The 14,169-nt window shown below is 66.0% G+C and carries 13 protein-coding genes; 5 read left to right on the forward strand and 8 right to left on the reverse strand.

The features are described 5' to 3' along the window. Positions 1-138 precede the first annotated feature (138 nt). A complete protein-coding gene (locus ACQI46_RS12315) occupies positions 139-747 on the forward strand; it encodes a PadR family transcriptional regulator (protein ID WP_427094507.1) in 609 nt (202 codons plus the stop codon). 147 nt (positions 748-894) lie between these two features. Here ACQI46_RS12315 and ACQI46_RS12320 read toward each other — a convergent pair whose 3' ends face one another. Next, the gene (locus ACQI46_RS12320; protein ID WP_427094285.1) at positions 895-2,568 is read right to left on the reverse strand and encodes a 3-ketosteroid-delta-1-dehydrogenase; all 1,674 of its coding nucleotides are present in this window, start codon (positions 2,566-2,568) and stop codon (positions 895-897) included. 136 nt (positions 2,569-2,704) lie between these two features. Here ACQI46_RS12320 and ACQI46_RS12325 point away from each other — a divergent pair, with 136 nt between their 5' ends. Genes ACQI46_RS12325 through ACQI46_RS12335 form a run of 3 tightly spaced genes read left to right on the forward strand, consistent with a single transcriptional unit; the run spans position 2,705 to position 5,764 of the window. Then, positions 2,705-3,862 carry a Rieske 2Fe-2S domain-containing protein gene (locus ACQI46_RS12325; protein WP_427094286.1) on the forward strand — a complete coding sequence of 386 codons (1,158 nt, stop codon included), beginning with the start codon at positions 2,705-2,707 and terminating at the stop codon, positions 3,860-3,862. After that, a complete protein-coding gene (locus ACQI46_RS12330) occupies positions 3,859-4,122 on the forward strand; it encodes a hypothetical protein (protein ID WP_427094287.1) in 264 nt (87 codons plus the stop codon). The genes ACQI46_RS12325 and ACQI46_RS12330 overlap by 4 nt, the downstream gene beginning before the upstream one ends. A 49-nt stretch (positions 4,123-4,171) precedes the next feature. Then, a complete protein-coding gene (locus ACQI46_RS12335) occupies positions 4,172-5,764 on the forward strand; it encodes an FAD-binding protein (protein WP_427094288.1) in 1,593 nt (530 codons plus the stop codon). Between the two features lie 111 nt (positions 5,765-5,875). Here ACQI46_RS12335 and ACQI46_RS12340 read toward each other — a convergent pair whose 3' ends face one another. Next, entirely contained in the window at positions 5,876-6,676 is an 801-nt protein-coding gene (locus ACQI46_RS12340; protein WP_427094289.1) for a transposase, read from the reverse strand. 225 nt (positions 6,677-6,901) lie between these two features. Next, a complete protein-coding gene (locus tag ACQI46_RS12345; protein WP_427094290.1) occupies positions 6,902-7,168 on the reverse strand; it encodes a transposase in 267 nt (88 codons plus the stop codon). Positions 7,169-7,256: 88 nt separating this feature from the next. Here ACQI46_RS12345 and ACQI46_RS12350 point away from each other — a divergent pair, with 88 nt between their 5' ends. After that, entirely contained in the window at positions 7,257-8,864 is a 1,608-nt protein-coding gene (locus ACQI46_RS12350) for an HNH endonuclease signature motif containing protein (RefSeq protein ID WP_427094291.1), read from the forward strand. 158 nt (positions 8,865-9,022) lie between these two features. On the opposite strand, the gene ACQI46_RS12355 is transcribed toward ACQI46_RS12350, so the two are convergent. From ACQI46_RS12355 to ACQI46_RS12375, 5 genes are all read right to left on the reverse strand, one after another. Continuing rightward, positions 9,023-10,099 (reverse strand): hypothetical protein, encoded by a 1,077-nt coding sequence (locus ACQI46_RS12355; RefSeq protein WP_427094292.1) that lies wholly within the window; start codon positions 10,097-10,099, stop codon positions 9,023-9,025. Positions 10,100-10,228: 129 nt separating this feature from the next. Further along, complete coding sequence (locus tag ACQI46_RS12360; RefSeq protein WP_427094293.1) at positions 10,229-11,182, reverse strand: alpha/beta hydrolase; 954 nt, start codon at positions 11,180-11,182, stop codon at positions 10,229-10,231. A gap of 8 nt (positions 11,183-11,190) precedes the next feature. Next, positions 11,191-12,054: an SDR family oxidoreductase gene (locus ACQI46_RS12365; protein ID WP_427094294.1), complete on the reverse strand. Its 864-nt coding sequence runs from the start codon at positions 12,052-12,054 to the stop codon at positions 11,191-11,193. Next, positions 12,051-12,542: a nuclear transport factor 2 family protein gene (locus ACQI46_RS12370; RefSeq protein WP_427094295.1), complete on the reverse strand. Its 492-nt coding sequence runs from the start codon at positions 12,540-12,542 to the stop codon at positions 12,051-12,053. Before ACQI46_RS12370 ends, ACQI46_RS12365 begins: the two co-directional genes overlap by 4 nt. A 200-nt stretch (positions 12,543-12,742) precedes the next feature. Further along, the gene (locus ACQI46_RS12375) at positions 12,743-14,164 is read right to left on the reverse strand and encodes an aldehyde dehydrogenase family protein (RefSeq protein WP_427094296.1); all 1,422 of its coding nucleotides are present in this window, start codon (positions 14,162-14,164) and stop codon (positions 12,743-12,745) included. Positions 14,165-14,169 lie beyond the last annotated feature (5 nt).

Raw genomic sequence — 14,169 nt, forward strand, 5'->3', positions numbered from 1 at the left:
CAGCAACGTCATCGGCCGCAACATCGCTTCCCGGTCAGCGGTAGTGGCGCGACGACGCATGACCGACGTTGCTAGCCTTGGCCGGTGACGGAAGACGCCGACAAGAAGGTCTCGCCCACGGGCTGGGCGTTGCTCGGCATGCTCACCGGTGGTGACGAACTCTCCGGCTACGACATCAAGAAGTGGATCAACTGGGCCATCCGGTTCTTCTACTCGAGTCCTGCCTACAGCCAGATCTACTCAGAGCTCAAGCGGCTGGAGCGGCTGGGTTTCGTGAGCTCCCGCGTCGACTCCGGCGTGCGCAATCGCCGGATGTACAAGATCACCGAGAGCGGGATGGCTGCGGTCACCCGCTGGGTCAACGAGGAACCCGTCGAACCGCCGACGCTGAAGCACAATCCGTTGCTGCGGGTGATGCTCGGCCACCTGCTCAATCCCGGCAGGCTCCGGGAGATCCTCACCGAGCACGCAGCCTACGCCGAGCAATTGCAACAGGCCGCGGCCACCGAGGTGCGCTGGACCACCGAGCAACCCGCGTGGGCGTACGCGCGGCTGGCGCTGCGGTGGTCTGAGCAGTATTACGCGGCCGAACGAGATCTCGCGCTGCAGATGATCAAGGAACTCGACGCGGTCGAGGAGGCGTTCGGCGAGGGTGGTCCGGAGGGTCTCCAGTTCCCGGTGCGCGAGTACTGGTACGAAGTCGAGCGGCGCATCGCCGACGAGGACGCCCCGGAGACCGAGGACTGATCGCCGGATTCCCGACGGTGCGACCGGTCAGATACCGAGTGCCTCACGGACCCGGTCGATTTCGTCGGGATCCGCGGTTCTCGTGGCGGTGGACGGGGCGCGTCAAGCAGTGTGCGGCCGTCAACCCGTGACCAGCGAAGCCACGCGTCAGAGCCGGCCGGCGGCGTGCCGGGCCGCGATATAGCCGAACACGAAGCCCTGCCCGATGGTGGCGCCGGCGCCGGGATAGGACTTGCCAAATGCGTTGGCGGCGGTGTTGCCGATCGCGTACAGGCCGTCGATCGCCGAGCCGTCTTCGCGCAGTACCCGTGCGCGGGCATCGGCGCGCAGGCCGCCACAGGTGCCCAGGTCGCTGAGCACGATCTTCACCGCGTAGAAGGGGCCCGAATCCAGCGCGCGCAGATTGGGATTCGGGTCGATCGTCGGATCGCCGTAGTAGCGGTCGTAGGCACTGGCTCCGCGCCCGAAGTCGTCGTCCACGCCGGATCGGGCCAGGTCGTTGAACCGGTTGATCGTGGCCAGGAGCGTGTCCGGCGGTGCGCCGATTCTCGCCGCCAGGTTGGCGAGATCATCGCTGCGGTGGGCGATCCCGGCGTCGTACCAAGGTTGCGGTATCGGCATCCGCGGGAACAACTCCGCAGCCATCAGATAGCTGTTCCGGTAGCGCTGGTCGAAGACCATCCACATGTCCTCGACAGGGTTACCGGCCTGTTCTCGCCGGAGCAGTTCTTGTCCGAAGGTCATGTAGTCGGTGGCCTCGTTGATGAACCGCTTGCCGCTCTGGTCGACCAGCAGACAACCCGGCAGCGACCGTTCGGCCAGCAGTACGGTGGGTTCGCCGCCGGGCAGCGGGGCGAACGCGGGGAACCACCATGCCTGGTCCATCAGCCCGGTGCCGGCACCCAGATCCTGGCCGACGCGGATGCCGTCCCCGGTGTTGCCTTCGGCACCGAGGCTCTGGTGCTCGCCCAGACGTTCGGACTGGAACTTGTGCCGCCAGCTCATCTGGTGGTCGAAGCCGCCGGCGGCCAGGACGACACCGCACCGTGCGGAGACGTTGACCTCGGTGCCGTTGCGGTCCACGACGGCACCGGCCACCCGGTCGCCGTCGACGAGAAGTCCGGTCAGCGGAGCGTCGGTCCACACCGGTATCCGCGCGTTCAGCACACCGGCGAACAGTCCCGCGGCGAGGCCCTGGCCGCCGGCGGCGTAGCGCCGCCGCAGGGCCAGTCCACCGATGCCCTGGAATGCGCGCAGCAGGATGCGCGGCCAGGACTTCCTCGGAGTGCGCACCATCAGGTTCAGCCACCGGTAGTCCGCGCCGGTCACCGGCATCGGGAAGTCGGACTCCATCACGCCCGGGCGGAGCCGGGCCAGTTCGGCGCCCAGCACGGCCGTGTCGAACGGGCGACACTCGCAGGTGCGACCGACCGCGCTTCCGCCGGGACGTTCGGGGTGATAGTCCGAATAGCCCTTCGCCCATTGGAATTTCATCGGTGTGGTGCGACGCAACATCTCGATGGTGGCCGGGCCGTGTTCGACGAAGGCGTGAGCTCGATCGAGCGGGGCGTCGTCGCCGACCACCGCGTCGATGTAGGTGCGGCCGTAGTCCAGTGTGTCGCTCGAGCCGGCCTCGGTGAGGACGGCGTTGCCCGGCATCCAGAAGGCGCCGCCGGAGCGGGCCAGCGACCCCCCGACGAGGGAGGTCTTCTCCACGATCAGCGTCGAAAGTCCCAGTTCGTGAGCGGCCAGCGCGGCGGCCATGCCCGTGCCCGAGCCGACGACGAGGAGGTCGACGGTGATGTTCTGCCCAGATGTCACCGGCCGATTCTGTGGCGGCGAGCCGACCCTGGCCGCGGTGGTGCCCGGTCAGTGGAACATCGGGCCGCCGACCTCCCAATACCGGTGCTACAACGGAGTTTCGCCAGCAGCAAGCAAGAAGTGAGGATGGCCGGCAATGACTTCGTTGCAGTCCGACAGCGCATCAGATGTTCGCCAGATCGAAGCGCAGGCCGCACCCACCAGATTCGCCCGCGGATGGCACTGCCTCGGCCTGACTCGCGACCTCGGCGACGGGAAGCCGCATTCGATCAACGCATTCGGCACCAAGCTGGTGGTCTTCCGCAGTGAGGACGGCAAGATCAACGTCCTCGACGCCTACTGCCGGCACATGGGTGGCGACCTCTCCGACGGCGAGGTCAAGGGCAACGAGATCGCCTGCCCGTTCCACGATTGGCGGTGGGGTGGCGACGGTCGCTGCAAGCAGATCCCGTACAGCCGTCGCGTGCCGAAATTGGCGCGTACCGCCGCCTGGCCCACCATGGAGCAGGACGGCATGCTGTTCGTCTGGAACGACCCGGAGAAGAAAGCGCCCCCCGCGGACGTGACCATTCCGCCCATCGAAGGCGTCGGCACCGACGAGTGGACCGACTGGCACTGGTACAGCACCGTGGTGCACACCAACTGCCGCGAGATCATCGACAACGTCGTCGACATGGCGCATTTCTTCTACATCCACGGCGGACTGCCCACCGGGTTCAAGAACGTGTTCGAAGGACACGTCGCCACCCAGTACTACTCGAGCGACGCCCGCCCCGATCTCGGGGGAGGGGAGGGCGCGAAGATTCTCGGCACCACGTCCGTCGCGTCCTACTACGGGCCGTCCTTCATGATCGACGACCTGACCTACCACTATGAGTACGGCGACCAGCGCACCGTGCTGTTGAACTGCCACTACCCGATAGACGCCGATTCCTTTGTCCTGCAGTACGGAATTACGGTCGAGAAGTCCGATGCGCTGCCGGAGGACGCCGCGATGCAGATGGCTGTTGCACTGGGCGATTTCGTGAAGATGGGCTTCGAACAGGATGTGGCGATCTGGCGGCGCAAGGCCCGCATCGACAATCCGTTGCTGTGCGAAGAGGACGGACCTGTCTACCAGCTGCGCCGCTGGTACGAGCAGTTCTACGTCGACGTCGCCGACGTGACGCCGGACATGGTGGACCGCTTCGAGTTCGAGATCGACACCACCCGTCCCCGCGAGGCGTGGATGAAAGAGGTGGAAGCCAACCTCGCCGCAGGCCGGCTGCCGAGGCTGGTCGGCGTGAACAAGTGAGCGTGCGCCCCGACAACCGACTGGCTGACGCGCCGATGCAGCCGGTGGATTGCCGAACCTGCGGGGCGCGCGTGCTGGTGCGCAAGAGCAGCTGGGAGCAGACCAGCGTGCAGTGGAACGCTGCTGCTGTCGAACGCTGTGTGCACCGCCGAACCGCCGGGCGGGACGGTGAACGCTTCCTGTCGGGATGCGCCGGCTTGCGTGAGTCCATCGAAACGGCGGTGCGTCAGGGGAGCCTGCGGGTTCTGTCGGATACGTAGTTCGGGGTCGGCCATCAGGTGGTGTAGGACAACACTTTTGGGAGTTTGAATGTCGACCGGTCGTGGATACGACGTGATCGTCGTCGGTTTCGGGGCCGCAGGCGCAGCCGCTGCGATCGAAGCAGCTGACCGCGGTGCGCGTGTGCTGGTGTTGGACCGCGGGTACGGCGGCGGGGCTACCGCCTATTCGGGCGGCATCGTGTACGCCGGCGGCGGTACAGCCGAGCAGCGGGCCGGCGGCTATCAGGACAGCGTCGACAACATGCGCGCCTACCTGACACAGGAAGTGGCCGGGGCTGTTTCCGCCGACACGCTCGCCCGATTCTGTGAACAGAGCCCGGCAATGATCGAATGGCTCAAGGCCCAGGGTGTCCCGTTCCGGGGTGGTCCGATCTCGTCGTACAAGACGTCCTATCCGACCGACGATTTCTATCTCTACTATTCCGGCAACGAGAACGCTCACCCCTACGTCACGCACGCCGAGCCTGCGCCGCGCGGGCACCGGGTGCTGGCCCCCGGCATGACCTCGGGCAAGGTGCTGTTCCAGAAACTGCGGGACTCGGCGCTGGCCAAAGGCGTCGAATTCGTCCCGCTGGCAAGGGTTCACCGCCTCTTGGTCGCCGACGACGGACGCGTCACCGGCGTCGCCTACCGCGTGACCCGCCCGGGTCACCGCAACGCGCGCACGCACTTCCTGCTCACCAAAGCCACCGGCAAGCTCGGCACCTGGATGCCCGGAGCGGTCGCCGGCGCGGTCGCCCGCGCAGAGCGGTTGCGTGAGCACGCAGGCACCGAGGCGGTGGCATACGCCGGTGCGGTGATCCTGTCCGCCGGCGGATTCATCCACAACCGTCAATGGATGCAGAAGTTCGCGCCTGAGTTTCTGGGGATCTCGCCGCTGGGCACCGTCGGCGACGACGGAGCCGGAATCCAGCTCGGACTCGACGCCGGCGGTAGGACCGACAAGATGGGCAACATCACCGCGTGGAGGTTCCTGGCACCGCCCAGTGCTTTCCTCGAGGGAGTCACCGTCGGCGTCGACGGTCGGCGCATCGCCAACGAGGACCTCTACGGCGCCGCGCACGGCGAAGTGATGCTGCGGAAGTTCGGTGGCCGCGGGTGGGCAATCTACGATGCGGCCACCTGGCGGAAGATCAGAACGCAGATGAAAGATCAGACCCAGGTGTTCCAACGGTTGCAGCTGTGGTATCTGCTGTCGGTGGGGCACAAGAAGGCCGCCACGGTGGAGGAGTTGGCCGCCAAGAACGGCATCGATCCCGCCGGTCTACGGCGCACCGTCGACGCCTATAACGACGGAATCCGCAGTGGTGCAGGCGATCCTGCACACAAGACGCCGGGGCTGTGTCCACTGTTGGAGCGCGGTCCGTTCTACTCGATCAACATCTCGGCCGACTCCTCGATCTTCTACCCCATTCCCGGCTTGACGCTGGGCGGGCTCGTGGTCGACGAGACCACCGGGCAGGTCGTCCACCGTGACGGCGGCACCGTGCCCGGGTTGTACGCGGCAGGACGGAACGCAGTCGGGGTGTGCTCCAACAGCTACGTCAGTGGGCTGTCGATCGCCGACTGCATTTTCAGCGGGCGCCGTGCCGGAGCCGACGCTGCCGCGCGGATCGGGTAGGCGGCGGTTCAAAGATTCCAGCGCGGCACGGACGGGCTCGGACGAAGGCCGGAAGTGTCACCGATGCGCTGATTCAGAACCACCCTTGAGCTGCGGGATTTGTGTCTTGAGTCAAGAAGTTGGCAGGGTTTCGTGGGTTATGGGGTGAAGGTAGGCCTGCTGCGGGGTGCGGTCATTTAGGGCCTGGTGGGGTCGGATGGTGTTGTAGATGATGCGGAAGCGGTGGGCTTCCATGTCGAGGGCATCACCGTCGCCGATGTAGCCGCGGAAGAGGTGTTCGTATTTGAGCGTCTCGAAGAACCGCTCGATGACGCCGTTTGTTTGTGGTGATTTTATGCGTGTGCGGATGTGGCGTAGGAGCGGGTCTGGGCCGGTGAACAATGTCCGGAAATCTCTCCCGCGGTAGCAGGAGCCGTTGTCGGACACGATGGCTATGGGTGCTGGGGTGCGGCCGATGGTGTTGTCGTTCTCGTCGAGGACGTCCATTAGGCCGCGGTCCTGGCGTAGGTCGGCAAGGTGGAGCACGCGGCTGGCTTCCTCAACGGCTATCCGGACGCAGTGCACGGCGTCGCGGCCACGACTGGTCGGCGTGACAGTGATGGCCAGGCAGTACTTGGTGACGTAGTCGATGACCGCGCTGATCCGCCAGATCCCACCGTGGGCGGTTTCGAACTCGGAGAAATCGGTCTGCCAGACTCGGTTGCGTTCGCTTGGAGGGTCGTGAAATACCTGACGGCGCAGCGCAGCCCATGACTTTCGGTCGGCGCGGAAGCCTTGCGGCAGCAACAGACCTCGGCGCCGTAGGGCTCGCTGCACCGACGAATTGGTGACTTCATGGCCATCGGCGCGCATCAGAGCTGCGACCTTGCGATAGCCCCAAGCTGGCCATTGTTCAGCGTATTTAGCGGCCATCTCCTCGATACAGTCAACCACTGGCGATGGCCACGGACCTTTGGGCGGATCCCCAGCGCGCAGCCGAGCCAACCGACGCCGGTAGGTCCGTTCCGGGATGCCGGCTAAGAAGGCGAACCTCGAAACCGGCAGGCCTGCTGCCTCTCTTAGGATTTCGAGGTCTTGGAAGGGACCTGGTCAGCTAAGGCAGCACCGCGCTGCCAGATCCGTAATTGGACTGTCGCTTCAGCCAAGGCCAGTTTTGAGTTGTTCATTCTCCATCCGTAGCCGACGCTGCTCAGGGCTGCCCGCCGTGTGCGCGGCTCCGCCGGGCACTTCCTGCATCCGCTCGGCACCGGCCTCTAGGAACTGATGCTTCCACTTGGTCACCTGATTTGATGACACCCCACACCGCCGGGCCGCCTCAGCCCCGGTCATCTCCCCGGCCAGCACAGCCAATACCAGTCGGGTCTTCTCCTCGGCAGCAATCTTCGTTCGTCGCGATCTGACCATCCCTCACTCAACCTCCTCAACACCGGCCGCGTTGCGGATATCGCGACCCTGTCAAAAAGTTTGAGTCAGTGGATTTGTCGGTGGTCGAATGTATGTTCGAAGTATGTCGGGTGGGGATTTGCAGGCCGCGGTTGCGGTGTTGCGTGCTGCCTTTGAGGAGGTGGCCGCCTGTGATGTGGATTTGTTGACCCGACCCGAGCTGGTTGACGCTCTCGATGAGCTGGAGGCGTTGGGGTGTCAGTTGCCCACGATGAGTCATCGCCTGTTGGCGCGTCTGCAGGCCGAGGCTACGCCGCAGTCGATGGGGGCCAAGTCGTGGAAAGAAGTGCTGACCGTGCGCTGGCGCATCTCGGCGCGTGAGGCGCGCCGGCGGTTGGCTGAAGCCGCAGTGTTGGCGCCGCGGCAGTCCTTGATCGGGCCCGCTTTGGCGCCGGTGTTGGCCGCGACTGCAGCCGCCCAAGCGCACGGGCTGATCAATGCCGAGCATGTCGAGGTGATCCGTCGGGCTGTTGATCGGTTGCCCGGTTTCGTCGACACGGCCACCCGTGAGCAGATCGAGGTCGATTTGGTGCGCACCGCGGCCGGGGTGGGGCCCAAGGAACTGCATGACGTCGCCGAGCGGGTTCTGTTTCTGTTGGATCAGGACGGTCCCGAACCTGATGACACGGAACGTGCTCGCAAGCGTGGGGTGTCGATCGGTAAGCAGCGCGACGATGGAATGAGCGCTATCAGCGGGGAGTTGACGCCGGAGGCGCGGGCGGTGTGGGAAGCCATTTTCGCCAAGTTCGCCGCACCCGGGATGTGCAATCCCGACGACCCGCAGCCGTGTACCTCGGGCACTCCGTCGCAAGCCCAGATCGACAACGATTACCGCAGCCTGGCCCAGCGTCAGCACGACGCGCTGATCGCGGTCGGGCGTATCGCGTTGATGAGCGGTCAGCTCGGTCAACTCAACGGTCTGCCGGTGTCGGTGATCATCCGCACCACCCTGCAAGATCTGGAGTCCCGGGCCGGGGTCGGCACCACCGGCGGCGGCACCATCATGCCCATCAAGGACGTGATCCGGCTGGCCTCGCATGCCAACCACTACCTGGCGGTGTTCGACCGCGCGACCGGATCGGCGCTGAATCTGTTCCGCACCCGACGAACCGCATCGCCGGCGCAGCGGATCATGCTGATCGCGCGTGACGGCGGCTGCACCAAACCCGGCTGCACGGTCAGCGCCTATGGCTGCCAAGCCCACCACGGGTCGGCCGACTACTCGCGCGGTGGGAACACCAACGTCGACGAACTGGCCCTGGCCTGCGGATCTGACAACCGCAGCGTCGAAGACGGTGGCTGGAGCACCCGAATCAACGACCGCTGCGAAGTCGAATGGATCCCACCACCCCATCTGGACACCGGCCAGGCGCGGGTGAACTACTACCACCAACCCGAACGACTCCTACGCCCACCCGACGAACCAGAAACGTTCAGGGACAACGAGAATGCGACGTCAGCCGACGGCACCGAGGAAGCCGACCCGGGGCCGGACACCGAGCTGGCCGCTGACGGTAATGGGGCCAGCGACGCCGAGCTGCCCGACGACGGTCACGAAGTCAACGATGACGAGCCGGGCACCGAGCTGCCCACCAATGCCAATGGCGATGTCGGCGAGCCCGGCGGGCCCGCGCCCCCAGATAATCAGGTGGCCTGACGGTTACGACCCGTAGGCCGGGGCACAGTTCACCACCGCACACCGGTCATCGGTGGCCAGAGCTTTCTGCTGTCTTTCTTGAGCGCACGCGAAATACCCTCGCACGACGGCGTGTTGACCCGCAGACACGCGCGCTCGGCCAAATGAGGAACCCCTGCTCAGGTGAGCTGGAAGGCGCTCAGCGGTGCTTCTTCGGGGTAGATCGCCGGGCCGCCGAGGTCGTACGCGGCGTTGAGTGCCCCGATGAAGGCCGGATCATGCAGCGGCGCACTGGGAATGTCGAGCTTGATCCCCCTCTTGCCCAGATCGTCGACCATCATGTCGATGGCCTTGTCGATCGTCAGGTCATCGGAGTGATCCATGTTCTTCTTCAGCTCGTCGTAGTCGGAGTACACCTCCGCCGACCAGTGCACCAGGAACCGGAGCTCGTCGGTGTGATGGCGCGCGATCACGTCGTCCCCGTTGCGCAGCACCCAGTGGTCACGCGAATCCGGATCCCCGGCGAACACCGTGTCGAACGACAGACCGGCCGGAACCTGTTGATCCAGCGGTCCGTTGGCCTCGCCGCGGTGCACCAGCATCTCGTTCTGGACCACGACGCCACGGTTGTAGACGGGCGGCAGGACACGCTTGGGCGCCTTGAGCGGACCGTCGGGCCAGTAGGTGAACCCACTGTTCTCGTCGTGGGAGAACCAGGTGATCACCTGAGCCATCTTGATCAGGTAATCGGTGAACAGACCCGACTTACCCATGACGCTGACCAACCACGTCGGAGCATTCTCGTACCGCACGCCGCGGAAGCTCGGCGAATCGAGGTGGCCCGGATCGCGGTTGCAGCACGGGCCATTGATGTTGAACAGCATCATCTGAGGCTTGGCGTACTGCGCGCCCCAGTAAGACTTCGCCTCCTCGAGGAACCGCGCGTTGTAGAAGCAGTCGTGCAGTTCGGGATAGAGCACGGTCCCGTGGTTGGCCAGATGCCCGCGAAATGTCGGTGTCAGGAACAGATCCAGCGTCGGGGTGACCCCCTCCGGGAACTGGCCACTCATCGTGGCCATCAGTTCCTCGGGCGAGGAGAAATGCTGTGCGATGATCAGGCTCCACGGCGCGTCTTTGCGCACCACATCGAGCAGACGGTCGCGCTGGTCGTCGGTGTAGACGTTGTCGACCTCGCGCGGCGGCGCAGCGGGACGCAGGATGTCGGACAGCTCCATGCGCCGTTCGTCAGTGAGCATCTCTGGAACTCCTTCTTTGAATCCGGCAGTCGTGACACCGTTGGCTGTGTTGATTGTTGTTTCCGGCAACGGGTTCCGAACCTGACATGTCCGGCCATCGGGAGGTTCATCGGCCTACCGGCGCCGCCGTCACTGCAAGGGCAGCGGATGAGCGAACTTGGCCCGCAGTAGGGCGCCGGTCTCGGCCATCGCGAGCCGGCCGCGCGCAGTGGCCTCCGAGCGCATCAGGAAACCGTGGTAGATACCCGGGTATCGGGTGATCGTCGTTTGCACTCCGGCGTCACGCAGCCGCGCGGCATAGCGTTCACCCCAGTCCGCGATCGGATCGAGCTCTGCGGTGACCACGATCGCTTGCGGCAAGGCGGTCAGGTCTGCGGCATACGCCGGCACGCGTCGCACGTCGTGCGGGGGGCCGGCGCCGATGTCAGCCAGTTCGTGGAGATAGACGATGTCGTCATGAAGCAGCATGGGAGCGTCAGGGTGCGCCAGAATCGACGGCGCGGCCATGTCGCGGTCCAGTCCCGGATACATCAGCACCTGCGCGAACAGCCGCGGTCCTCCACCATCGCGAGCCACCAGCGCGACCGCGGCCGCCAGGGCACCGCCGGCGCTGTCTCCTGCGACGACGATCCGGTCACGGTCGACTCCGAGCCGGCCGGCCTCAGCGGCGACCCATGTCGTCACCGCCCACGCGTCCTCGAACTGGGCGGGCGGTGGATTCTCCGGTGCCAGCCGGTAATCGACGGCGACCACGACGGCACCGCTGGCGGCGGCAAGCGCCCTGGCCATCGGCTCGAACGAGTGATTGGAGCCCATCACCAGGCCCCCTCCGTGCAGGTGCACGATCACCGGGGCCGGACGGTCGGCGTCGTCAGGCCGGTAGATCCGCACGGGTACCGGACCGCCCGGACCGGCGACCGACGTCTCGCAGACGTCGGCCATCACCGCCATATCCGTTGGGTGAGGGGATGATTCGATCGCGTCACGCACCGCCTGCAGACCGCGTTCACGAACCGGAACCGCGGGCCCGAAAGTGGCGATGCGGGCCGCGGCGTCGGGGTCGAGGACCGGTCGGTGGGTCATCGGACGCTTCAGTGCTCGACCGGATCGAACCGGCGTGTGGTGCGCAGGCGAGGCGGCGTCTGTGCGCGCAATACCTCGGCCCGTTCCGCCATCGCCGAACCGACGTAGTCCGGTTGGGTCAGCAGGTAGAACGCGCCTTCGGCGGCCTGGGTGAACACCACTTCCGCTGCCTCGACGGGATCCATTGCCGCAGCTTTGATCTCGAGCATCGCCTCGCGTTGCGACTCGGCTGCGGCTACGTCGATGCCCGCGGCCGGTTCGACGCCGCCGGCGGCTTCGAAGATGTTGGACTTCACCGCGCCGGGCAGCACGGCCTGCACCTGGATCAGCTCCGCGTGACCGGCATGTTCCACCTCGAGCCGCAGGCATTCGGTCAGCGCCAGCACGGCATGCTTGCTGACGATGTACGGCGCCTGCAATGGGACAACCGCGACCCCGCCGATAGAAGACAGATTCCACACCCACGCGGGAGTACCCGCGTCGATCATCCGAGGCAGGAACGCCCGCACCCCGTGGAACACACCGCTGACGTTGATGTCCATCACCCGGTTCCAGTTGGCCACAGGGGTGTCCCACAGATAGCCGAACTGTTCCACGCCGGCGTTGTTGACCAGCAGTCGCACCGGACCGATGTCACGGTAGACACGCTCGGCCAGTGCGACCATCGCGTCGGCGTCGCGCACGTCGCACACCGCATCGACCGACCCGGGTAGTTCGTCGCGCAACGCGGCGATCGCCGCGCCGTCGACGTCGACCAGTACCACCGTCATGCCGAGCCGGTGTGCGTGACGGGCCAGCCCGGCGCCGATCCCGGCGCCGGCACCGGTGATGACCGCGACGCCGCCGCCGAAGGTTTCGCGTGCGTCGCTCATGCCTCAGCGGTGACCGACGTGGTGGACTTCGCCCGGTATTCCGCGAACGGGATCGAATCCTCGGCGTCGAGGATCACCGTCATCGACGAGAAGACCAGCCCGCTCTCGGTACGGCGAATGGCGACGTCGACAACTCCGGAGGACACGTCGAACGGCACGTTGTTGGTGACCTGATTGACGTAGAGATAGAACCGGACCTGGGTGGCGTCGCCCTCGGTACCGGTCCGGAAGATGTTGGTGGCGTGATGCCGCAACGGGTAAGGGTTTTCGTCGCGGTGCTTGCTCAGCCATGCCAACGTCTCGGAGCCACCGTGCACCTCGGCGGCCAGCAGATCTTCGAACGGGCAGTTACCGGAGTCCGAGCGGCTCAGGTACTGCATGTCGTCGGCGATGTAGCCGGCGAGCACGTCGAAGCGACCCTGGTCGTAGTGGTACCAGAAGCTGGCGATGAACTCCTGCACTTCGGGCAGCGTGATCTCGTAGGTCATGGGAACGAGTGAACCGCCGCAGCGCGCCTCGTGACACGCCGCCGCCCGGTCAGCGGAACACTGTCGACCCGGCCCTGGTCCCGGCCTCTTCGAAGTTCTGCGGGGCCCGGCTGGTCCCGCCACGTCGAATGCGCGACAAAGTCGCTCGCGTTGGTCTTCTTCGGGTCCGTTCCGCTACGGAGCTCGCCGCGGGCGGCTCGTCAGGGCAACTGCAAGGACTTCACCTGCAGGTACTCCTCGAAGCCGAAGCGACCGAGCTCGCGGCCGATGCCGGACTTCTTGTACCCGCCGAACGGCGCCGCGGGGTTGTACTTTCCGCCGTTGATGTCGAGCTGGCCGGTCTGGACCTGGCGTGCGAACGCGATCGCGGTGTCGTCGTCGGCGGCCCATACCGCGCCGGACAGACCGTAGGGCGTGCCGTTGGCGATGGCCAGCGCATCGTCGATGTCGCGGAACGGGATCACGGCCAGCACCGGGCCGAACACCTCCTCCTGGCCGAGCTCCGAGCTCGGGTCCACGTCGGCGAAGACTGTCGGTGCGATGAAATAGCCGGTCTCACAGACCTTGTCCGCGCCGCCGGTCAGCAGACGCGCACCGTCGCGCTGAGCGCGCTCGATGAAACCCAGCACCGTCCGGTACTGACCCTCAGATGCCGACGGGCCGATCCGTGTGCCCGGATCCCACGGGTCGCCGACGGTGTACTTCGACACCGCGGCTTCGATGATGCCGAGGGCTTCGTCGTACCGGTTCTGGGGCACCAGCATGCGAGTCCAGGCCATGCACGTCTGCCCGCCGTTGAGGAACGCATTGCCGACGCCGACCTTCACCGCGGCGGACAGGTCCGCGCCGTCGAGGATGACGTTGGCCGACTTGCCGCCCAATTCCAACGCCACCTTCTTGACGGTCTTGCCGGCCAATTCGCCGACCCTGCTGCCGACGCCGGTGGAGCCGGTGAAGGAGACGAAGTCGACGTCGGGATGGGTGGCCATCCGTTCACCGATGACGGTCCCGGGTCCGGACACGAGGTTCACGACTCCGGGCGGCAGGCCCGCATCGTCGAGCGCCTCGACGAACTCGAACACCGACAACGGCGCCTCGTTGCTGGGCTTGAGCACCACGGTGCACCCCGCGGCGATCGCCGGGATCACCTTGGCGACCACCTGATAGAGCGGGTAGTTCCACGGGGTGATGGCGGCGACCACGCCGTAGGGTTCGCGCACGACGAGCGAGTTGCCGATCCGCTCCTCGAATGCGAAGCGCGCCAACACATCGGCGATCGCCCGGGCCACCGCCAGCGGAACCTGGGTCTGCACGGACTGCGCAACGCGGATCGGTGCGCCCATCTCGCTGGTGATTGTTTCGGCGATGTCGGGCAGGCGCTTCTCCATCGCGGTGATCACGGCGTCGAGCCGCTGCCGCCGTTCGGCGACGCTGATCAGCGGATCGAAGGCCCGCCGGGCCGCGGCGATCGCATCATCCACGTCGGCGTCGGATCCACGCGGAACGGTCCCCAGCACCTGCTCGGTGGCCGGGTTGATCACGTCGATGACACCGGATCCGGCGGGGGAGACCCAGCGACCGTCGATGAACAGCTCGGTACGGGTGTAGTTGTGGTTGCTCATGATTC

The sequence above is a fragment of the Mycobacterium sp. SMC-4 genome (assembly GCF_050205565.1).
Classification (GTDB): domain Bacteria; phylum Actinomycetota; class Actinomycetes; order Mycobacteriales; family Mycobacteriaceae; genus Mycobacterium.